Origin of the sequence: Stenotrophomonas sp. SRS1 (assembly GCF_026130205.1) — a bacterium.
Classification (GTDB): Bacteria; Pseudomonadota; Gammaproteobacteria; order Xanthomonadales; family Xanthomonadaceae; genus Stenotrophomonas; species Stenotrophomonas rhizophila_B.
Genome location: NZ_JAINFD010000003.1, coordinates 271,815 through 291,705, shown reverse-complemented (window position 1 = coordinate 291,705; position 19,891 = coordinate 271,815). Strand labels below are relative to the sequence as shown.

At 67.6% G+C, this 19,891-nt stretch carries 20 protein-coding genes; 7 read left to right on the top strand and 13 right to left on the bottom strand.

What is annotated here, in order from left to right; all coding sequences use genetic code 11:
• Nucleotides 1–95: 95 nt before the first annotated feature.
• From purN to purM, 3 genes are read right to left on the bottom strand one after another with little or no spacing between them, the layout of a single operon-like run.
• Entirely contained in the window at nt 96–749 is a 654-nt protein-coding gene (gene purN / locus K4043_RS12005; protein WP_265309479.1) for a phosphoribosylglycinamide formyltransferase, read from the bottom strand.
• A complete protein-coding gene (locus tag K4043_RS12000) occupies nt 746–1,189 on the bottom strand; it encodes a hypothetical protein (protein WP_123729683.1) in 444 nt (147 codons plus the stop codon). Before K4043_RS12000 ends, purN begins: the two co-directional genes overlap by 4 nt.
• Before the next feature lie 47 nt (nt 1,190–1,236).
• Complete coding sequence (purM, locus tag K4043_RS11995) at nt 1,237–2,262, bottom strand: phosphoribosylformylglycinamidine cyclo-ligase (RefSeq protein ID WP_265309808.1); 1,026 nt, start codon at nt 2,260–2,262, stop codon at nt 1,237–1,239.
• 138 nt (nt 2,263–2,400) lie between these two features.
• Between purM and K4043_RS11990 the strand changes: the two genes are divergently transcribed.
• From K4043_RS11990 to hda, 3 genes are read left to right on the top strand one after another with little or no spacing between them, the layout of a single operon-like run.
• On the top strand, nt 2,401–3,519 hold the full coding sequence (locus K4043_RS11990) for a DUF2066 domain-containing protein (protein ID WP_184997019.1): 1,119 nt from the start codon (nt 2,401–2,403) through the stop codon (nt 3,517–3,519).
• Nucleotides 3,516–4,688 (top strand): AI-2E family transporter, encoded by a 1,173-nt coding sequence (locus K4043_RS11985; protein ID WP_123728572.1) that lies wholly within the window; start codon nt 3,516–3,518, stop codon nt 4,686–4,688. The genes K4043_RS11990 and K4043_RS11985 overlap by 4 nt, the downstream gene beginning before the upstream one ends.
• A complete protein-coding gene (gene hda, locus K4043_RS11980) occupies nt 4,685–5,395 on the top strand; it encodes a DnaA regulatory inactivator Hda (protein ID WP_019185422.1) in 711 nt (236 codons plus the stop codon). Before K4043_RS11985 ends, hda begins: the two co-directional genes overlap by 4 nt.
• Before the next feature lie 101 nt (nt 5,396–5,496).
• Here the strand turns inward: hda and murU are convergent, their stop codons facing one another.
• Genes murU through K4043_RS11960 form a run of 4 tightly spaced genes read right to left on the bottom strand, consistent with a single transcriptional unit; the run spans nt 5,497 to nt 9,105 of the window.
• Nucleotides 5,497–6,201: an N-acetylmuramate alpha-1-phosphate uridylyltransferase MurU gene (murU, locus tag K4043_RS11975; RefSeq protein WP_265309478.1), complete on the bottom strand. Its 705-nt coding sequence runs from the start codon at nt 6,199–6,201 to the stop codon at nt 5,497–5,499.
• Nucleotides 6,198–7,223, bottom strand: coding sequence for a phosphotransferase (locus K4043_RS11970; protein ID WP_265309477.1), 1,026 nt, complete (start codon nt 7,221–7,223; stop codon nt 6,198–6,200). The genes murU and K4043_RS11970 overlap by 4 nt, the downstream gene beginning before the upstream one ends.
• A 58-nt stretch (nt 7,224–7,281) precedes the next feature.
• Nucleotides 7,282–7,551 carry a GlsB/YeaQ/YmgE family stress response membrane protein gene (locus tag K4043_RS11965; RefSeq protein ID WP_019185648.1) on the bottom strand — a complete coding sequence of 90 codons (270 nt, stop codon included), beginning with the start codon at nt 7,549–7,551 and terminating at the stop codon, nt 7,282–7,284.
• 60 nt (nt 7,552–7,611) lie between these two features.
• Entirely contained in the window at nt 7,612–9,105 is a 1,494-nt protein-coding gene (locus K4043_RS11960; RefSeq protein WP_265309476.1) for a M20 family metallopeptidase, read from the bottom strand.
• A gap of 253 nt (nt 9,106–9,358) precedes the next feature.
• On the opposite strand from K4043_RS11960, the gene K4043_RS11955 reads away from it, so the two are divergent.
• The 4 genes from K4043_RS11955 (at nt 9,359) to K4043_RS11940 (ending at nt 12,490) form a co-directional block, all read left to right on the top strand.
• The gene (locus K4043_RS11955; RefSeq protein WP_123728576.1) at nt 9,359–9,634 is read left to right on the top strand and encodes a ComEA family DNA-binding protein; all 276 of its coding nucleotides are present in this window, start codon (nt 9,359–9,361) and stop codon (nt 9,632–9,634) included.
• 395 nt (nt 9,635–10,029) lie between these two features.
• On the top strand, nt 10,030–11,100 hold the full coding sequence (locus K4043_RS11950) for a L,D-transpeptidase (RefSeq protein WP_265309475.1): 1,071 nt from the start codon (nt 10,030–10,032) through the stop codon (nt 11,098–11,100).
• Between the two features lie 27 nt (nt 11,101–11,127).
• Nucleotides 11,128–11,835: a murein L,D-transpeptidase catalytic domain family protein gene (locus tag K4043_RS11945; RefSeq protein ID WP_123729684.1), complete on the top strand. Its 708-nt coding sequence runs from the start codon at nt 11,128–11,130 to the stop codon at nt 11,833–11,835.
• Nucleotides 11,836–11,872: 37 nt separating this feature from the next.
• Nucleotides 11,873–12,490: a HutD family protein gene (locus tag K4043_RS11940; RefSeq protein ID WP_265309474.1), complete on the top strand. Its 618-nt coding sequence runs from the start codon at nt 11,873–11,875 to the stop codon at nt 12,488–12,490.
• A gap of 43 nt (nt 12,491–12,533) precedes the next feature.
• Here K4043_RS11940 and K4043_RS11935 read toward each other — a convergent pair whose 3' ends face one another.
• The 6 genes from K4043_RS11935 to K4043_RS11910 form a co-directional block, all read right to left on the bottom strand.
• Complete coding sequence (locus K4043_RS11935; protein WP_265309473.1) at nt 12,534–14,147, bottom strand: sulfite reductase subunit alpha; 1,614 nt, start codon at nt 14,145–14,147, stop codon at nt 12,534–12,536.
• The gene (locus K4043_RS11930; RefSeq protein WP_265309472.1) at nt 14,144–15,124 is read right to left on the bottom strand and encodes an FAD:protein FMN transferase; all 981 of its coding nucleotides are present in this window, start codon (nt 15,122–15,124) and stop codon (nt 14,144–14,146) included. The genes K4043_RS11935 and K4043_RS11930 overlap by 4 nt, the downstream gene beginning before the upstream one ends.
• A 122-nt stretch (nt 15,125–15,246) precedes the next feature.
• Complete coding sequence (locus K4043_RS11925; RefSeq protein WP_123728581.1) at nt 15,247–16,053, bottom strand: DUF4198 domain-containing protein; 807 nt, start codon at nt 16,051–16,053, stop codon at nt 15,247–15,249.
• A gap of 25 nt (nt 16,054–16,078) precedes the next feature.
• The gene (locus K4043_RS11920) at nt 16,079–16,597 is read right to left on the bottom strand and encodes a DUF2271 domain-containing protein (RefSeq protein ID WP_123728582.1); all 519 of its coding nucleotides are present in this window, start codon (nt 16,595–16,597) and stop codon (nt 16,079–16,081) included.
• Nucleotides 16,598–16,619: 22 nt separating this feature from the next.
• Complete coding sequence (locus tag K4043_RS11915; RefSeq protein WP_265309471.1) at nt 16,620–17,258, bottom strand: PepSY-associated TM helix domain-containing protein; 639 nt, start codon at nt 17,256–17,258, stop codon at nt 16,620–16,622.
• A 149-nt stretch (nt 17,259–17,407) separates the two neighbouring features.
• A complete protein-coding gene (locus tag K4043_RS11910) occupies nt 17,408–19,831 on the bottom strand; it encodes a TonB-dependent receptor (protein WP_265309470.1) in 2,424 nt (807 codons plus the stop codon).
• Nucleotides 19,832–19,891: the final 60 nt, after the last annotated feature.

The following is a 19,891-nucleotide window of genomic DNA, read 5'->3' as shown; positions in this document are numbered from 1 at the left end:
CACGGGCTTGAACAAAGACGTTCTCATGCGGGCCGGTCGGGGGAAGAGGAGGAGAGGATGCCAGCGCCGGGATCAGCAGCGTGTGTGCGCGACCCTTATCGGTTCAGCTGTCCGGCGCAATCTAGGCGTAGCGGGCTAAACAGAGGGTGACCGTCGAGCTGGAGCTGACCTGCCCGTTCAGTTACACGACCGCTCACCAGCAGCGCCAGGCTGGCGATCAGCAGCGGGTGCTCCACCGCCAGTACCCGCTGGGCCAGCGCCTCGGCGGTGTCGCCGGTCTGGACCGGCACGCGGGCCTGGGCGAGCACCGTGCCGGCATCCAGCTCGGGCACCACGAAGTGCACGCTGGCGCCGTGCTCGGCATCACCGGCCTCCAGTGCGCGCGCATGGGTGTGCAGCCCCTTGTAGAGCGGCAGCAGCGAGGGATGGATGTTGACCAGGCGGCCGTCGAACCGGGCCACGAAGGCAGCGCCGAGGATGCGCATGTAACCGGCGCAGACGACCCAGTCCGGCGCGAAGGCGTCCAGCGCATCGGCCATCGCCGCATCGAAGGTGGTGCGGTCCGGGAAGTCCTTGGGCGAACGTGCCCAGCGCTGATCCGGGCCCACCTTGAGCAGGGCCGAGGCCTCCGGCTTGTCCGAGAGCACGGCCACGACCTGGGCATCCAGCCGCTGTGCGGCGATCGCGTCGAGGATGGCCTGCAGATTGCTGCCCCGGCCGGAGGCGAGGACGGCGATGCGGCTGCTCATGCGGTCTGGAACGCCGCTTTGACCGCCGGGCGCGACAGCACCACCAGGGTGAACACGCCCAGCGCGGTACCAAACGGCATGAAGATGCAGGCGATGCCGGCTACCACCATGCACAGCAGGTAACGCCGACGCTGCGCCAGGCAGCGCCCGGCATAGGCCATGTAACCGGCCAGCACCAGCCCGGCCGCACAGCCCAGGCCGCCGATCAGCACGAACACCCAACCGAGCAGGCGCGGATCGAACGGGGGCGGCGCCTCACCGGGCGCCAGCGGCGGCGGCGCGGCGAAGATCACCGCCACCCCCATCAACAGGTAGATCAGCGGGAACAGCGAGAACAGCGCGGTCAGGCCGGCCACCACATAGTGGAAGACCGACAGCAATTGCAGCTGCGAGGTATCCACCGCCGCGGCCGGTACGACCGGCGCCGCTGCGGCGGGCAGCGACGGCGGTTGGGCAGGGAACTCCGGGCCGGGCTCCGTCACCTGGCTCAACCGATCTTGACGCGTTCGGCGCCGTCGGCGCGGGTGACTTCACCGATGGTCCAATGCTCCAGGCCCTGCGCGGTCACTGCGGCGCTGACCGGGTCGACCTGGTCGGCGGCCACGATCAGCACGAAGCCGATGCCGCAGTTGAAGGTGCGCCACATCTCGCTGTCGGCCACGGCGCCTTCCTTCTGCAGCCACTGGAACACCGGCGGCAGGGTCCAGGCGTTTGCCTTGATGTCCAGACCCAGGCCGTCGGGTACCACGCGGATGATGTTCTCGGTCAGGCCGCCACCGGTGATGTGGGCCATGCCATGGATCGCCGCGCCGTGGGTCTTCAACAGCGCAAGGATCGGCTTGACGTACAGGCGGGTCGGCGCCATCAGCGCATCGACCAGCTTGACCCCGCCGTCCAGCTCCAGATCGGCCGGCTGCCCGGCGCGGTCGTAGATGCGGCGCACCAGCGAGTAGCCGTTGGAGTGCGGGCCGGAAGAGGCGATGCCGATCAGCACATCGCCAGCCGCCACGCTGGCGCCGTCCTTCAGTTCGCTCTTCTCGACCCCAGCGACCGTGAAGCCGGCCAGGTCGTACTCGCCCGGGGCATACATGTCGGGCATTTCAGCGGTTTCACCGCCGATCAGCGCGCAACCGGCCTCGGTGCAGCCGTTGGCGATGCCGCCCACGACCGCTGCAGCGGTGTCGATGTCCAGCTTGCCGGTGGCGAAATAATCCAGGAAGAACAGCGGCTCGGCGCCCTGGACCAGCACGTCGTTCACGCACATCGCGACCAGATCGATGCCGATCGTGTCGTGGCGCCCCAGCTGTTGTGCGAGCTTCAGCTTGGTGCCCACGCCGTCCGTGCCCGAAACCAGGACCGGCTCGCGGTACTTGTTGGAGAGGTCGAACAGGGCGCCGAAGCCACCCAGCCCGCCCATGACTTCCGGGCGGAAACTGCGCTTCACCAGCGGCTTGATGCGCTCGACCAGCTCGTTGCCCGCGTCGATATCGACACCGGCGTCGCGGTAGGTCAGGGGAGAGGGGTTGGACGGGGAATTGGTCACGGGCGTCGGCGCTGCGCTGGGGTGAAAGCGCGATTTTAACAGGCCACGTTGGCGCGCAGGCCCTATTCGGGCAACAATTCCCCCCGGATACGCTCAATGGAAGTCCTGATGCGCCGCAGCCTCTTTTTCATGATGTTCCTCGCGTTGTGCCTGCCAGTGGCCTCGATGGCCCAGAGCGGCCTTCGTACCGAAGGCGATGTGGCCAGTGCCAGTGGTGCTTACGAGGCCGAGGTCCCGGTCAACAGCCAGGCCGATTCGGACCGCAACGGTGCCCTGTCCCGGGCGCTGGGCAATGTGCTGGCCAAGCTCTCGGGCGACCGCAGCGTGATGAGCCGCCCCGGGGTGATGCAGGCCCTGCGCAATGCCAAGGATTACGTAGCCAGCTATGACTACCGCCAGGACCAGAGCACCTCGGCCGGTGGCGCGCCGAGCTACCGCACGATTCTGGTCGCCCGGTTCCGCGAGGATGACGTCGATGGCCTGATCTCGGCCCTCGGGCTGCCGCTGTGGCCGCAGCCGCGACCCAAGCCGGTGATCTGGCTGGCCATCGATGATGGCTCCGGCCCGCGCCTGGTGACCGTCCAGCAGGCCAATGCGGCCCGCCCGCTGCTCAACCGTGCCATCGAGCGTGGCTACAAGCTGGGCCTGCCCTCGGGCAGCGCTGCCGAGCAGGCACTGGTCGGCGCGATCTGGCGCCAGGACACCGCCGCGGTGGCCCGCGCCTCCTCGCGCTATGCCCCGCCGATGCAACTGGTCGGCAAGTTGTACCGCCAGGGCAGCGGCTGGGTGGCCGACTGGGTGTTCGTCGATGGCGGCAAGGAATTGAACAAGTGGACCACCAAGGACAGTGACGCCCGCCGCGCCATGGCCGGTGGTGCCGACGGCGCGGCCGATGCGCTGGTCCGCCGCTATGCCAAGGCCGGTGCCGCTACCGGTGCGGCCGGCACGTACACCATCGTGGTGCTGGGCCTGAACAGTGCCGAGGACTACATGCGCCTGGCCGCCGGCCTGCGTGAGACGGCCGTGGTCCGCAATGTCACCCCGGTGCGCGCCTCGGGTGATCGCCTGGAGCTGTCGCTGGAGATGACCACCGGCCTGGCCGGGTTGAACCGCATGCTGGGCGACAACGGCGTGATCGCGCCGACCGCGCCGCTGCCGGTCCCGATCGATGAAACCACCCCCTCAGCCCTGCCGCCGCCTGCCAGCAACGAGTACCGCCTGCGATGATCCTCACCCCCGAAGCGGAAATCGCACAGTTCCTCAGGCGGTTGAAATATGTGCTGGTGGCGCTCGCCGCCGGCTGGGTGATCTGGCTGCTCGGCCCGATCCTGACCCCGTTCGTGCTGGCCCTGGCGCTTGCCTGGCTGGGTGACCCGCTGGTCGACCGGATCGAAGCCACCGGCCGCTCGCGCAACACCGGTGTGGTGCTGGTGTTCGTGGCGATGATCCTGTTGATCACCGCCGCGCTGCTGATTTTGGTGCCGATGATCGAGCGCCAGGTCGCCACCCTGGTGGCGGCGATCCCGCAGGCACAGCAGTGGCTGATGGAAAAAGGCATCCCGTGGTTCGAGCAGAAGACCGGGCTGGAGATCATGCAGTGGATGGATCCGGACCGGCTGATCGAGTGGGTCCGCAGCCACTGGCAGCAGGCTGGCGGCTTCGCCAAGACCTTCTTCGGCTACGTGCAGCGTTCGGGCTTCACGATGGTGACCTGGGTGGTCAACATCCTGCTGCTGCCGATCCTGGCGTTCTACTTCCTGCGTGACTGGGACAAGCTCGTCGAGCGCGTGGCCTCGATGATTCCGCGCAACCACGTCGGCACCATCACCAAGCTGGCGCGTGAATCGGACGAAGTGCTCGGTGCGTTCATCCGCGGCCAGTTCCTGGTGATGATCGCGCTGGGCGTGGTGTACGCCGCCGGCCTGTCGCTGGTCGGCCTGAAGCTGGGCCTGTTGATCGGCCTGGTGGCCGGTCTGATCAGCTTCATTCCGTACCTCGGCGCGACCACCGGCATCGTCATGGCGGTCGCGGCGGCGCTGGTCCAGGCGCAGGGCTTTGATCTGAAGCTGCTGATCCTGGTCGGCGTCGTGTTCACGGTGGGCCAGCTGCTGGAAAGCTACGTGCTGACCCCGCGCATCGTCGGCGACAAGATCGGCCTGCACCCGGTGGCGGTGATCTTCGCGGTGATGGCCGGTGGCCAGCTGTTCGGCTTCCTCGGCATGCTGCTGGCCCTGCCGGTGGCGGCGGTCAGCAACGTGCTGCTGCGTTATGCACATCAGCGCTATCGCCAGAGCGATCTGTACGCCGGTGAGAAATCGGCGATCGTGCTCGATGCGTACGTCGACAAGCCCGAGATCGTGATCGTGGGCAACCCGAAGGGGCCGGACGCGCAGTGAGTGTCGTTCCGCAGTTGCCGCTTGCCCTGCGCTACCCGCAGGACGAGCGGTTGGAGACGTTCATCGGTGCGCCGGATGGTGCGCTGGCGCAGCTGCGCGCCATTGCCGTGGGCGCTGCGCACGACTGGGTGTATCTGGAGGGCGCGCCGGGCACCGGCAAGACCCATCAGGCGCTGGCGATGTGCTCGCTGGCCGAACAGGCGGGCCGTCAACCGACCTACCTGCCGCTGAAGGCGGTGGTGGGGCGTACGCGCGCCGCGCTGGAATCGCTCGAAGGCCGCGACCTGGTCGCGCTGGACGGGCTGGATGCCGTGGCCGGGCAGCGCGAAGACGAAGTGGCGCTGTTCGATTTCCACAACCGCGCGCGCGCGGCGGGCATCACCCTGCTGTACACCGCGCAGCACGCACCGGACCAGCTTGGGCTGGTGTTGCCGGACCTGCGCTCACGCCTGCAGCAGTGCGTGCGCGTGGTGCTGCAGCCGCTGGATGATGAAGGGCGCGCGGCGGTGCTGCGCGAGCGCGCGGCGCGACGCGGCCTGGCAATCGATGAAGCGGCGATCGAATGGTTGCTGACCCGTACCGGTCGCGAGTTGGGCAGCCTGGTCAGCCTGCTGGACTGGCTGGATCGCGAATCGCTGGCGGCACAGCGCCGCATCACCGTGCCGTTCCTGCGCCAGGTTCTGGAAGACGGTCCGCATCTGTTGTAACCGTCCGGAAACGGCCTGTAGATCCACGCCATGCGTGGATGCATTGTGTGCCGGCTCATAGTTGCCTTAGCCACGCATGGCGTGGCGCTACCTTGGCGGGGTCAGACGTTCAGTTCTGCATCCAGCTGCGCCAGCCGCTCCGGCGTGCCCACATCAGTCCATCGGCCGCGATGGTGCTGGCCGGTCACGCGGCCCTGCGCCATCGCATGCCGCAGCAGCGGGGCGAGGCCGAACTGTGGGGGTGTCGCGCTGGCACCGGCGGTTTCGCCGATCACCGCGCGCCAACCGTTGATGATCGCCGGGCGGTAGACGCCCACACCGGCATAGGTGAACCGCGCGCTGTCGCCGTCATCGCTGACCCGACCATCGGCATGCAGGATGAAGTCGCCGCGCGGGTGCTGGGCCGGATTGTCGACCAGCACCAGGTGCGCATCGCCGGTGGGCGCGTGTGGCAGCGTGGCGAGATCGACATCCGTCCACACATCGCCGTTGATCACCAGGAACGGCGCATCGCCGAGGATCGGCAATGCGTTGAGAATGCCGCCGCCGGTTTCCAGCGGTACGTCACCTTCGTGGATGAAATACAGGCGCAGGCCCCAGCGCGCACCGTCGCCGAGCGCAGGCGCGAACTGATCGCCCAGCCAGGCGGTGTTGATCACCACCTCTTCGATGCCGGCGGCAGCCAAGCGTTCCAGATGCCACACGATCAGCGGTTTGCCCCCGGTCACGAGCAGTGGCTTGGGCGTGTGCAGGGTCAGTGGGCGCATGCGCTCGCCTTTGCCGGCCGAAAAGATCATCGCCTTCATGGGCGCGCCTGCACCGGTTCGGCGATACGGGCCAGGGCCGGTTTGATGCGCAGCTCGAACAGATCGTGCAGGGCGGCCAGCTCGGGATGGCGCGGCAGCACTTCATCCAGATAGCGGATGAAACGGGGCGCATCCTCGAAGTAGTGCCCCTTGCCGTCGCGGTCGCGCAGACGCACGAACAGGCCGAGGATTTTCAGATGGCGCTGCACGCCCATCCAGTCCGCGTCGCGCAGGAACTGCGGCCATGCCCGTACCGGCAGACCGGCCGCCAGCGCTTGTGCGTGATAGCGCGCCAGCCAGGTATCCACGCGTTCGATCGGCCAGCTCAGAAACGCATCCTTGAACAGGCTGACCGGGTCGTAGGCGATCGGTCCGCGCACCAGGTCCTGGAAATCCAGCACCGCCGGGCCACCCTCGATGGGCATCAGGTTGCGCGGCATGAAATCGCGGTGGGTCAGCACCTGCGGCTGCTGCAGTGCGTTGTCCATCAGCAGGCGGTGCATGCGCTGCAGGTTCTCGATCTCGCCACAGTCCAGCTCCAGGCCCAGGTGACGTTGCAGGAACCATTCGTCGAACAGCCCAGCATCGCGCTGCAGCAGCGCCTCGCCGAAGCTGCCCATGCCCTCGGGCACCGGGATGGACTGCAGCCGGATCAACTGCGCGAAGGCAGCGTCGAACCAGGCATCGGCAGTGTCGTTGTCGATATGACGGGCCAGGGTCGGGCCGCCCAGGTCTTCCAGCAGCAGGAAGCCGTTGTCTTCATCGCGCGCCAGCACCTGCGGCACGCGCACGCCGTTGGGCTCGAGCAGGTCATGCATGCGCAGCCACGGCCGCACATCCTCAAGCCCCGGCGGGGAGTCCATCACGATGTGGCTGCCGCGCGCGCTGGTGGCGCGCCAGTAGCTGCGGAAACCGGCATCGACCGAGGCACGGTCGAGCGCGGTCGCCGGATCGCCGAGGGCGGCGCAGGTCCACTGCCGACGATGTTCAGCGCGCAGCGGATCGGAAGCAGGATCGTTCATGGACGGGTACGTCGAAGCGGCGCCGGATGGCGCGCGGGAAAGAAAAGAGCGGCGATGCTCAGCGCTTGCTGCTGAACAGCCGGAGCACGGCCAGGACCGCGACCGCACCGAGGATCGCGCCGATGAACCCAGCGGGCTCGCCGCGGGCATACCACCCCATGTACTGGCCGAACCAGCCGGCCAGCAGGGCACCGACGATGCCGAGCACGATGGTCAGCAGACAGCCCATGCGGTTGTTGCCGGGCATGAAGAAGCGCCCGAGCAGACCGACGACGAAGCCGACCAGGATGATGTAGAGCCAGCTGGTGCTGCCAAACAGTCCGTTCATGCCAAAGACGTCAGTAGAGGGTGGACGCAGCCTAGCAAGGCCAGGCTGCGTCCGCCAACGTCAGCAGCAGCCGTGGTCGCCGTGACGGGTGCCGCTGTCGGCGGCGACCGGCGAACCGCTGGTCTCGCCGCGCAGGCTGGCGGCGTAGTGCTCGCTGATCACCTTGGACACGCACGAGGTCACGCGCTTGCCCATCGGGATGTGCAGGAACTCGTTCGGGCCGTGTGCATTGGAGTGCGGGCCGAGCACGCCGGTGATCATGAACTGCGCACCCGGGAACTTCTCGCCCAGCATGCCCATGAACGGGATCGAGCCGCCTTCGCCCATGTACATCGCCGGCTTGCCGAAGAAGGTCTGGCTGGCATCGTCGATCGCCTGGGTCAGCCACGGCGCCATGGCCGGGGCGTTCCAGCCGCTGGAGGCCTTTTCCAGGTCCAGCTTCACTTCCGCACCGTTCGGCGGATCGCGCAGCAGGGCTTCCTTGAGCAGCTCGCCGCAGGCTTTGCCGTCGGCGGTCGGGGGCAGGCGCAGCGACAGCTTCACCGCGGTATGCGGGCGCAGCACGTTGCCGGCCGAGGCCAGCGGCGGCAGGCCGTCCACACCGGTGACCGACAACGCCGGGCGCCAGGTGCGGTTGAGCACCAGTTCGGCCAGGTCGTCGTTCATCGGGCGCAGGCCGTCGACCATCGGGAATTTTTCGAAGATCGCGGTGTCCACCACTTCAGCAGCACGCTTGGCCTGCTCCTGACGCTCGGCCGGGATCTCGACATTCATGCCGTCGATCAGGATGCGGCCGGTGTTCTCGTCCTCGATGCGCGAGATCAGCTGGCGCAGCAGGCGGAAGCTGGACGGGATCACGCCGGAGGCGTCGCCGGAATGCACGCCTTCGTTGAGCACCTTGACCGAGAAGTTGCCGCCGGTCAGGCCGCGCAGCGAGGTGGTGCACCACAGCTGGTCGTAGTTGGCGCAGCCCGAATCCAGGCACACCACCAGCGACGGCTTGCCGATGCGGTCGGCCAGGTGGTCGACATAGGCGGGCAGGTCGTAGCTGCCGGACTCTTCGCAGGCTTCGATCAGGATCACGCAGCGCGCGTGCGGCAGGCCCTGTTCCTGCAGCGCCAGCACGGCGGCCAGCGAACCGAACATCGCATAGCCATCATCGGCGCCGCCACGGCCATACAGCTTGTCGCCGCGCAGCACCGGGATCCACGGACCCAGATCGTCGTCCCAACCGGTCATTTCCGGCTGCTTGTCCAGGTGGCCGTAGAGCAGGATGGTGTCGTCGCCGGTCTCGGCGCCGGACGCCGGAATTTCCAGCAGCAGCAGCGGGGTGCGGCCTTCCAGGCGCACGACCTCGACGGTCAGGCCGGGCAGGTTCTGGGCGCGGGCCCAGGTTTCCATCAGGGTGACGGCCTGTTCCATATAGCCGTTGGCGACCCAATCGGCGTCGAACATCGGCGATTTGTTGGGGATAGGGATGTAATCGACCAATTGCGGGACGATTTCGTTGTCCCACTTTTCACTGACGAATTGGCCGAGCTTGGCGCTGTCCATCTGAACTCCGGAGTGCTTTTGACAAGTCCCTCCATTCTACGCCTGCGGTGGGGTAGGTATTTCCCTACATCACGTCGGGTGTTAGGCCTGCTGTGTGAAGGCGCTGTGGACGATAGGCTGTGTGTATGTGGCGAGGGACGCTGGAACCTTCGACAGGATTGCCGGCAGGGGCCGGTTCCGAGCCACAAGGAGTTACACAGTGGGACCTTGGTTTTCGTGCAGGGCGCTGGTGCTGGGACTGCTGTTGAGCGGAATGGCCTTCGCGGCCGATCGGATCAACATCAATACGGCGGATGCGTCGACGCTGCAGCAGGGATTGGCGAACGTGGGGCCCATGAAGGCCGAGGCGATCGTCGCGTACCGGCGACAACACGGCCCTTTCGTACACGTCGAGGATCTGGCGCGGGTGAAGGGGATAGGGACAGCTACCGTCGAACGGAATCGACAACGGATGACGACCGGGGCCAGGCAGGCGCCGGCCGAGGCACCGCCCAGGAGGGCAGCGCCGGCCTCCGTACCAAGGCGCTGAACAACAGGACAGGTCGGGACAGGCAGGACGCCGGTCACTGGTCGCCACGGCAGGATGCCGCGGCGGCACCGACAGCTGCACGGACGCAGCACGCAGGGAGGCGGCGCGGAAGGATTGGCGCGGACCCACCAGGATGGTGGCATCCAGACCCCGGGAAGGGTTGAGATGGCGGAAGCATATACGGCCGAGTGCAGGACGCATGGCCGGCACCCAGACTGGGCAGGATGCACAGGGGGAAGGCGGGATGCCGACAAGGATGTATCGATTGCCCGGTTCGCACAGGATGTGTGGCCGGGCAATGCTTTTTGGGGCGACGGAAAGGGATCGCCGGTTTTCGCGATCGGCTGCAGGCAGTTCGTGTAGCGTGGCGGCATCTCTTTGAATGGATGCACGACATGGCAGTACGCAGCACGCTGTTGAGTCTGGCGCTCGGGACGCTGCTGGCGACCGGGATGCTCCCCGCCACGGCCGCCACGGCGGCCAACCCGGCGCCGACGGCAGCCACGACCACACAGGCCCCGCGCGGGCCGACCGATCTCAAGCCCGGCCAATTCCTCTGGCATCCGGAAATCTCCCCGGCCGGCCCGATCGTGCTGGTGGTCAGCCTCGATGAGCAGCGCGCCTACGTGTACCGCAACGGCATCGCGATCGGCATGAGCACGATCAGCTCGGGCAAGACCGGGCATGAAACCCCGACGGGTGTGTTCACGATCCTGCAGAAGGACAAGGACCACAAATCCAACCTCTACAACAGCGCGCCGATGCCCTACATGCAGCGCCTGACCTGGGACGGCATCGCGCTGCACGGCGGCAGCCTGCCGGGTCACCCGGCCTCGCACGGCTGCGTGCGGCTGCCACAGGCGTTTGCGCAGAAGCTGTTTGGCGAAACCCACCGTGGCGATACCGTGGTGGTGGCCGACGCCAAGAGCGCGCCGATGACGCTGGCCTATCCGGCCGTGCTGGCGCCGGTCAGCAGCACCGGCAAGCCGCTGGTGGAGAGCACCGACGCGCCCGCGCACTACTGGAATGATGCGGCGGCACCGGCCGGCCAGGTCGGCATCCTGGTCAGCCTGCATGATCAACGCCTGTATGTGCTGCGCGATGGCGTGCTGATCGGCGAGTCGCGGTTGGAGGCCAAGGCCTTGCCGGCGTTCGAGGGCACCACGTTGTTCGTGATGGGCCAGGGCTACCAGGACAACCCCAGCCCGCTGGACCCGCACCGCCCGCTGCACCGCTGGACCGCCTACCCACTGCTGGGCCAGACCGCCGCCAATGCCACCCCGGACCTGCTCGCCACGCCGAGCCTGCCGATGGCGCTGCCGCCGGAATTCGCCGAACAGCTGTACGGCGTGCTGGTGCCCGGCACCACGCTGCTGGTGACCAGCCTGCCAGCGGTTCGCCCGGTGGCCGATGAACAGAACCTGCAGCCCGTCTTGGAATCCGACGCCGGCGGGTCCACGTTGTAAGGGATGCCCCCGGTTGGTGTGCTGCCCATGCCCGTTGTGAAATTGCTGCCTGCCGCGTTCTGCGGCCTGATCGCATCCGCCACCGCGGGTGCGGCCAGCCCTGCGCCCGCTGCGGAGGCGAATCCGGTACAGATGGCCGAGATGCTCTCCAAGGCGGCACCGGCGGCGGACAAGCAGGTGCTGCAGCTGGCAGCCCGCGCGATGCGCTGTGCGTTGCGTCGGCCGGAGCTCGGCGTCGACCCGGGCAAGTTGAGCGTGATCGATTACTCGCGACCGTCGACCGAACCGCGCATGTGGATTTTCGATCTGACCCGCCAGCGGCTGCTGTTCGAAGAGTGGGTCGCGCATGGGCGCAACAGCGGCGACAACCGCACCCAGCATTTCTCCAACAAGGACGGCAGCTTCATGTCCAGCCTGGGCGCGTTCACCGCCAAGGAAACCTACATGGGTGGCAACGGCTATTCGCTGCGCCTGGAAGGGCTGGAGCCGGGCTTCAACGACCATGCCCGCGACCGCGCCATCGTCATCCACGGCGCGCCCTACGTGAATCCCGCGATCGCGCGCCTGCAGGGGCGCCTGGGCCGCAGCCTGGGGTGCCCCGCCGTGCGGCTGTCCGTGGCGCGGCCACTGATCGACAGTCTGCGCGGCGGCACCATGGTGTTTGCGTACTACCCCGACAAGGACTGGCTGGCGCGTTCGCGCCTGCTGGAACCCGATTGCGGCGGCGTATCCTGAGGCAGCTCTGCTGCGTCGGCTCAGGCACACTGGCGCCATGTCGACCGATACCGTCCTGAGCGCGGCCAGCCGCGTCATTCCCTCTTTCGAATACCGCCGCGAACGCTGGCGCAACGGTCTGGGCTGGACCCGCGAGATCCTGCGCGTGCCCGACAACGAGGACTGGCAGGTGCGCCTGTCGATCGCCGAGATCGAGCAGGACGCCGCCTTCTCGGCGTTTCCGGGGGTCGACCGCGAGCTGGTGCTGCTGCGCGGCGAAGGCCTGCGCCTGCGCTTCGCTGATGGCGCGGTGCATACGCTGATGCCGCCGCACGACCGCCTGCGGTTTGCGGGCGAAGCGCAGGTGACCGGCGAGTTGATCGATGGGGTGACCCACGATTTCAATCTGATGTGGCGGCGCGATGCCGTGCAGGCCGAGCTGCTGCACCGGCCGCTGGTGGGCAGCATGTTCTTCTTCACCGACCCCGAGGCGGCGTGGGCGATTCATCTGCTTGCCGGCCAGGCCGAATTTGAAGGCGAGCCGTCGCTGGCACCGCTGGCCGTCGGTGATACTGCCTGGTTGGCCGCCGGTGAGCGCCGTCGGTTCGCCTTGCATGGGGGTGGGGAACTGCTGGCGATCCGCTTGGGTGCGGGCAGCCGTTCTGACGGATCCTGACGATGGTCGTGCGATCCGTTGGATCGTCTCGGACCGCTCGCCCTCAGTACACGTCGCGCCGGTAACGCCCGGCCACGATCAAGGCTTCTTTCCCGTCGCGGCCCAGCGCCTGCTCGATCACCGCATCCACCGCCGGGGCCATGCCCTGCAGGCTGCCGCAGACCAGGATCGTGGCACCGTCGTGCACCCACTGCTGCAGCGTGTGGATGTGCGCCTGCAGCCGGTCCTGCACGTAATGGTGTTCGCCACCGTCTCGACTGAACACCGTATCCAGACGCGCGATCCAGCCGTCGCGCTGCCAGGCGCGCAGGTCGTCGCCGAAGAAGAAATCGTGCGCGGCCGTGCGCTCGCCGAACAATAGCCAGTTGCGGCGCGCGCCGGCGCTGATGCGCTCGCGCAGGTGGGCGCGCAGGCCGGCGATGCCGGTGCCGTTGCCGATCAGGATCAGCGGCGTTGCCGCTGGCACACCGTGGAAATTGGGATTGCTGCGGAAGCGCAGATCGATGCGCCCATCCAACGCAGCGTGATCGCACAACCAGCCGCTGCCCAGCCCCGGGGTGCCATCAGGACGCAGCTGCCGACGCAGCAGCAACTGCACCTGGCCTTCGGCAGGCAGGCTGGCGATGGAGTACTCGCGGTGCGGCAGCGGACGTAACGCGGCGACCAGTGCGTCGGCGTCGGCAAACGTCGGGAGTTCCCCGTTACTGGGCAGATGCGCCCGCGCGAGATGTGCACGCAACGGCTGCCCATCGATGAGCATATCGCCGTCCCACGGGGCATCGCGCAGCCAGGCCTCGACCTCGGCCGGTGCGTGTTGTGGCCCGATCTCGACCACGTCGCCGGCCTGCCACGCCGGCAGCACGCCGTCGGAAGGCACCAGCGTAATGCGGTACGTCGGTGCGCCCGGGCTGCCCGGGTTTTCCAGATGCCGCGCCTGCAGTTGCCACGGCAGGTACTCGGCCGGCGCCCAGTCCGGCAGTTCGGTGGCTTCACCGCCGAGCTGGCCGAGCAGTTGCTGCCAGTGGCGCAGTGCGCCGGGATCGGCATTGTCTACTTCAACGGTATCGAACAGCGGATGTGCGCCGTGCTGACGCAGCCACGCATCCAGCTGGTGGCCGAAGGCGCAGAAATGCCCGTAGCTGCGATCCCCCAGCGCCAGCACGCCGTACTGCAGCTGCGGCAATGCGAGCGCCTGTGGCATCACCTTGCGCAGGAAGGGCAGGGCATGATCCGGCGCATCGCCTTCGCCGGTGGTGCTGACCACGAACAGCACCTGCCCGCTGCGCTGCAGAAGCTCGGCGGTCACCGCATGCAGCGCGCGGATGCGGACCGGCAGGCCGGCAGCGCGCAACGCCTCCGCACTGCGTTCGCACAGCTGCTGGGCGAAGCCGGTCTGGCTCGCCCAGACCAGCAGGATCGGTGCGGGTCCGTTGTCGGCCACGTGCTCTTCGCGCGCGCGCCCGCGCCACCAGATCAGCGTGCAGAATGCCGCATACAGCACCAGGCTGCCGGCCGCCCAGCGCCACTGCGAGGCCAGGGGGGCGCTTTGCCACCATGCGTCGCCCAGATGCAGGCGCAGCAGCGCCCAGGCAACGACCGCCAGCAACAGCATGACCGCCAGGTTGCCCAGCCAGGCACGGGAAGGACGCAGACTCATGCCGCGCCCACGCGGTCGTCGGCGAGCAGGTGCTCGAATGCGGGGCTCATGTGTTCCTCGATACCGTGCGCGCCCCGGCTGACAACGCGGGCGGCCAGTGCATGGGTGCGCGCAAATGCGATGCCTTCGTCGGGGCCCATCACCGTCAATGCGGTGGCCCAGGCATCGGCCTGCATGGCACTGTCGGCGACCACGGTGACTGCGGCCGCAGCGCGCGTGACCGGTGCACCGGTGCGCGGATCCAGCGTGTGGCTGAACTGCTCGCCGCTACGTTCGAAGTGATGCCAGCGATCACCGGAGGTGGCCACCGCCAGTTCTCTCAGCGCGAGCACGCGCGGCGGCTGCTCCGCCTGCGCATCCTCTTCCGGGGCCGATTCCACCAGCACGCGCCACGGCTGGCCATCGGGCTTGTGGCCAAAGCCATGCAGCTCGCCGCCGACCTCCACCAGCGCGGCGTGCACCCCGTTCTCGCGCAGCCACGTACTGACCTGATCGACACCAAAGCCCTTGGCGATCGCCGACAGGTCCAGCGCCAACCCACCGGGTTGCAGCAGGCGACCGGGCTGCCAGTGCAGCCGCTCCCAGCCACACCGCGCACGGGTCGCGGCGAGGGTGGCCGCATCGGGAATGCGCCGGGCTTGCGCCTGTGCGCCAAATCCCCACAAGGCCACCAACGGGCCGATGGTCGGATCGAAGGCGCCGCCGCTGCGCTGTGCGATGTCCAGTGCGCACTGCATCACCGTGTCGAACAGCGGTGGCAGCGTCTGCCATTCACCAGCGGAGGCGCGATTGAAGCGCGCGATATCGCTGTCGGCTTCCCACGTGCTCATCTGCGTCACGATGGCGTCCAGCTGCGCCTGGATGCCGGCGTGCAGCGGGTGCAGGTCGCGGCTTCGCGCCACGGCCAGCTTTACCTGCCAGGTGGTGCCCATGGTGTGGCCGCCGAGGCTGGCGATGTCGAGATCCGGGTTGTTCATGGGGATGGGCACGTCGGGCCTAGTAAGCCCGATGGCCGGACTGCGTCGGGTGAAAAGCCCCCGTCGTGTCGACGGGGGCGGGTTGAGGTGGACGGCGCGTGCAGCGCCCGCGCCGAAGGCCGTTACTCCGGCAGCACTTCCAGCGTGGCCACATAGCTCAGGCGACGCTTCTTGGCTTCCTTGATCGAGGTCTTGCTGTCTTCGGTGCCGGTCTCCAGCCAGTACATGCCCGCTTCGGGCCAGGTGACGGCGAACTCGCCCTTGGCATCGGTGCTGACCTTGATCTCTTCCTGCGCGTTGCGGTAACGGGTACCGCCACGGGTGATCTCGAAGTCCAGGCCGGCGGTCGGCTTGCCGTCGACCAGCACGCGGAAGCGCGCGGCTTCGCCGGCGACCAGATCGTTCGGGTGGGCCAGCGCGATCATCTCGATACCCTGGTTGGTCGGCTTGAGCGCGGTGTCGTTCGGGGTACCGTTGGTGACGAAGGTTTCCACGCGACCGACCGACTGCGAGACCTGCAGGTTCCTGGCGTTCTTCGGCACCTCGGTGGCGAAGGTGGCCGGGGTGCCGCGCCAGCGCTTGGGCTTGCCGTCTTCTTCCCAGCTGGCCGACAGGCCGTTGTTGACCGTCGCCAGGCGGTAGGTGCCCTGCTGGGTCAGCTCGACATCGAACACGCTGCGGAACTTGCCGGTCGCCGCGTTCTGCGGCTGCACGGTGCTGCCGTCCGGCGCGGTGATGACCAGGCTGTCCAGGCGCAGCGGCACGTGGTTGAAATAGAACAGGTCGTTGGAGACCGCCGCATCGACGGTGATCCACGGGTTGGTACCCGCGATCACGGTCTGCGAGGGCTGCAGCCAGGCCTTGTGGGCCAAGGCGGAGAACGGAAGTGCGGCGGCCATGGCGGCGGCGAGGACGAGCGTGCGCTTCATCGAAAAACTCCAGGTGGACAGGGGATCAGGGCTTGGCGGACAGGGTGACCAGACCGAGTTCGGTCGCGCCCTGGGCCTTGCCCGACTGGGCGGACGTGACCGGCCAGGTGAAGGGGATCTTGAGCAGTTCGCGGCCGCCGACTTCGCGCACCGCTTCCACCACGAGCGTGTAGTTACCCGGTGCGAGCGCCTTGAGCGCCGGCTGCGTGTCGCTGAAGGAGAGCGCGTGCTTGCCGACCGGGCGGGTCGGGCCGGTCACACCATCCACCGGCACCTCCAGCGTACGGCCGCTCTTGCGCCACCACTGGCGCAGATCGGGCAGCCACTTGGTGCCATGGCCTTCGGCGTTGCCGGTCTGCTGGTACCAGACGGAGAGGTTGGCGGCGACCTTCTGGTCGGCCCCCTCCAGCCACACGGCCACATACGGGCGGTGGTACTCGGCCACGTTGAGCTTGGGCACCTCGACGTTGATGTCCAGGGTGGTGGCATAGGCCGGCGAGGTGGCCAGCAGGCCGCTCAGGGCGATGGTCAGGGTGACGCGCATGGTGCGGCTCCGGAAAGAAAGGTCAGTGGATGAGGATCAGGGCGATCAGCAGCGGGATCAGCAGGCCCAGCCCGACCAGCGGCCAGGTCATGCGGCGCTGGCGGGCATGCAGGTGCAGCAGGAACAGGCCGGTGATGCAGAACACCAGGCAGGCCACGGCGAAGATATCCAGGAACCAGCCCCAGGCCGGCCCGGCATTACGCCCTTTGTGCAGATCGTTGAAATAGGACACCCAGCCGCGTGCGGTGGATTCGTATTCCACGTCGCCCGTTTCGCGGTCGATGCTCAGCCAGGCGTCGGCCCCCGGGCTGGGCATGGAGAGATAGATTTCGCCATCGGACCATTCGGCCGGGCGGCGCCCGATCGAGATGCCGAGCTGCGCATCCAGCCAGCGGCTGGCCACACGGGGCAGGGGGGCATTGCCGTCGGCGCGGTCGCCAAGCGTGCCGAGCAGGTCGGCAGGCAGCGCCAGTTGGCGGCTGACCACCTCCGGCGTGGCTTCGATCCTGGCCGCGTGGTTCAAGGTGATGCCGGTCGCGGCGAACAGCAGCATGCCGATCAGGCACACCGCCGAGCTGATCCAGTGCCACTGGTGCAGCGTGCGCAGCCAGAAGCCGCGGCGTTGTTGTTGCACGCTGGAAGAGGGAGCGCTGGTGGCCACGGTCGCAGGAGGGAGTGCTGAGGGGCGAATTACACCATTGATGAGAATGATTCGCAATTTGTGCAAAAAGAAGGCAGCGTTCCGTTGCCGGCGCGCTGCCCGAGGTCAAGGCCAGCGGCGGCGCCATCAGGACGCCGCCGTGGTGTGCCTCAGAACTTGGCGTTCAACGAAATCCAGTAGCTGCGACGCTGGTCCTTGGTGGAGTAATCGTCCACGCAGCTGAACTCGCTGTCGCTGATCAGCACGCAGGATTGCGAGACGAAGTCCTTGTCGAACAGGTTGTTGACCCGCGCGTTGACGGTCAGCCATTTGTTGATGTCCCAGCTGCCGCCGAGGTGGAAGATCGTGTAGTCCTCGTAGTAGCGGGTCTGCGAGCTGCTCACGCCGCCGACGTTGCTGACCAGCGTGTCGCGGTAGCGGTCGTAGCGGCCTTCGCCGATCAGCGACAGGCTCACCGCCTCGCTGATCTGCCAGTTCAGGCTGGCATTGGCCATGTGCTTGGCTGGGTTGCCGGTGATCGGCAGGCCCTTGCCGGTGCCGCTGGTCTGCTCGCTCTTGGTCCAGGTGTAGTTGCCGCGCAGCTGCAGGTTGTCCAGCAGATCGACCTGGGCCGCCGCTTCGACGCCGCGGGTTTCGGCCTTGTCGATGTTCACGCTCTGGCCGAAGGTGCTGTAGCCCAGCTCGGCCCAGCCCGGGCCGATGTCCACGCAGTAGCTGCCATCGTTCGGGGCGACTTCGCAGTTGGCGAAGGTACCGCCGCTGGCGATCTTGTCATCGAACTTGTTGAGGAAGCCGGTGAGGTTGAAGCCCCAGCGATCGCCTTCGTAGTACGTGGCGATCTCGTAGTTGGTGCTGGTTTCCGGCTTGAGGTTCGGCGAGCCGACCAGCGGGGTCACGCCCTGGCCGCCGAAGCCGACGATGCCGGGGAACAGCTGGTCCGGACGCGGGGTCTTGTAACCGGTGCTGACGCCGCCCTTGACGGTCCAGGCATCGTTGGCGTTCCAGACCAGGTAGGCGCGCGGGCTGACGTGGCTGCCGAAGATGTTGTGGTCGTCATAGCGCACGCCGACCGTGGCGGTCAGGGTGTCGGTCAGCGACCAGTTGTCCTCGGCGAACAGCGCCCACATGCGGTGCTGCTGCTTGACGTTGTTCTTGTAGCCGTTGCCGTCCATGCCGAACACGCCATCGACCATGTCGGTGTCGTTGTACTGGCCGCCCACGGTGAGCTTGTGCGCGCCGAAGGTGAGATCGAGCATGGTGTCCAGCACGTTGCCCTCCAGCTCCATCGTGCGCAGCGGGCGCGGCAGGAAGGCCTGCAGGCGAGCCAGTTCGGCGGCGTTGAGCGCGCCCAGCCCGTTGCGTGCACCGGCCGCGCAGTTGGCGGCGGCGCCGGTGCGGCGGCAGACGTCGTTCCACAGGCCCTGCAGATCGGCGCGCTCATCCAGCGTCAGCGGCAGCGAGCGGCCGAGGTTGTTGCTGGTGATGTGGGTCAGCGTGGTCTGCCAGGTGCCGAACTCATAGCGGCCCTGGTGGGTCAGCGCCAGCTGGTCGCGCTCGTAGCGCTGGTAGGCGGTGTAACCCACGCGCGGCTGCACCACGCGGCGGGTGATGTTGCCCGGACCGTTCGGGTTGCGGATCGTCGCATTGCCGACGCGCCACAGGCTGGCCAGGCTGTCCAGGGTGCCGGTCTGGCCTTCGCTGTTGTCGTACTTCTGGCGCGACACGTCGTAATCCAGCCACAGCTCATGGTCGTCATTGACGATGAAGTTCAGCCGCAGGCCGGTGTTCCAGTTGGTGTTGGCCACCGCCTTGCCGCCGCCACCGAAGCCGATGCTGCGCGACCACATCGTGCCATCCGGCAGCTGGAGGTCATCCCATTCCGGGTTGGAAGCTTTGGCGTCGTAATAGCTGCCGCGCACCGACAGGCCCAGGCGGTCCTTGATCAGCGGGCCGCTCAGGTAGACATCGGTGCTGCGTGCATCACCGAACTGGTCGTCCTTCTGCATCGTGAAACCCTGGGTGACCGCGCCATGCCACTCGGTCTGGTTGCGACGGGTGATGATGTTGATCACCCCGCCCATCGCATCGGAGCCGTACAGCGTCGACATCGGGCCGCGCACCACCTCGATGCGTTCGATCGCATCCAGCGGCGGCATGTATGAGAACTGGCCGCCACCGAAGTTGTTCGGGTACAGGTTGCCGGCGTTGCTCTGGCGGCGACCGTCGATCAGCACCAGGGTGTAGTCCGAGGGCATGCCACGCATGGAAATGGTGGCGCGGCCGTTCTTGTCGGTCGGCTCCATGCCCACGTCGATGCCTTCCACGTCGCGCAGCGCATCCACCAGGCTGGTGTACGGGCGCTTGCTCAGTTCTTCGCGGCTGATCACGCTGATGCTGGCCGGGGCATCGGCGATCTTCTGTTCGAAGCCGGCGGCGGTGACGACTACCTTGTCCAGCGTGGTCGGGCCGGCGGCCTCACCGTTGGCGAAGGCCGGGGTGCTCAGCGCACCGAGCAGGGCGATGGACAGGGTGCAGCGGGACAGGGACGTGCGACGACGATGGCGCTGGGCCATGGGGGTAACCTCGGAAAGAAGAACGCGGACGCAACGCGGCAGGCCGCAGGACGGCAGCAC

Bases quoted from the DNA above. Each gene is read 5' to 3' on its own strand.
- K4043_RS11970 (WP_265309477.1), bottom strand. From the start codon at position 7,223: ATGAACGATCCTGCTTCCGATCCGCTGCGCGCTGAACATCGTCGGCAG.
- K4043_RS11985 (WP_123728572.1), top strand. From the start codon at position 3,516: ATGATCCTCACCCCCGAAGCGGAAATCGCACAGTTCCTCAGGCGGTTG.
- K4043_RS11965 (WP_019185648.1), bottom strand. From the start codon at position 7,551: ATGAACGGACTGTTTGGCAGCACCAGCTGGCTCTACATCATCCTGGTC.
- K4043_RS11945 (WP_123729684.1), top strand. From the start codon at position 11,128: ATGCCCGTTGTGAAATTGCTGCCTGCCGCGTTCTGCGGCCTGATCGCA.
- K4043_RS11935 (WP_265309473.1), bottom strand. From the start codon at position 14,147: ATGAGTCTGCGTCCTTCCCGTGCCTGGCTGGGCAACCTGGCGGTCATG.
- purN (WP_265309479.1), bottom strand. From the start codon at position 749: ATGAGCAGCCGCATCGCCGTCCTCGCCTCCGGCCGGGGCAGCAATCTG.
- K4043_RS11960 (WP_265309476.1), bottom strand. From the start codon at position 9,105: ATGGACAGCGCCAAGCTCGGCCAATTCGTCAGTGAAAAGTGGGACAAC.
- K4043_RS11910 (WP_265309470.1), bottom strand. From the start codon at position 19,831: ATGGCCCAGCGCCATCGTCGTCGCACGTCCCTGTCCCGCTGCACCCTG.
- K4043_RS11955 (WP_123728576.1), top strand. From the start codon at position 9,359: ATGGCCTTCGCGGCCGATCGGATCAACATCAATACGGCGGATGCGTCG.
- K4043_RS11930 (WP_265309472.1), bottom strand. From the start codon at position 15,124: ATGAACAACCCGGATCTCGACATCGCCAGCCTCGGCGGCCACACCATG.
- murU (WP_265309478.1), bottom strand. From the start codon at position 6,201: ATGAAGGCGATGATCTTTTCGGCCGGCAAAGGCGAGCGCATGCGCCCA.
- K4043_RS11925 (WP_123728581.1), bottom strand. From the start codon at position 16,053: ATGAAGCGCACGCTCGTCCTCGCCGCCGCCATGGCCGCCGCACTTCCG.
- K4043_RS11990 (WP_184997019.1), top strand. From the start codon at position 2,401: ATGCGCCGCAGCCTCTTTTTCATGATGTTCCTCGCGTTGTGCCTGCCA.
- K4043_RS11940 (WP_265309474.1), top strand. From the start codon at position 11,873: ATGTCGACCGATACCGTCCTGAGCGCGGCCAGCCGCGTCATTCCCTCT.
- K4043_RS11950 (WP_265309475.1), top strand. From the start codon at position 10,030: ATGGCAGTACGCAGCACGCTGTTGAGTCTGGCGCTCGGGACGCTGCTG.
- K4043_RS11920 (WP_123728582.1), bottom strand. From the start codon at position 16,597: ATGCGCGTCACCCTGACCATCGCCCTGAGCGGCCTGCTGGCCACCTCG.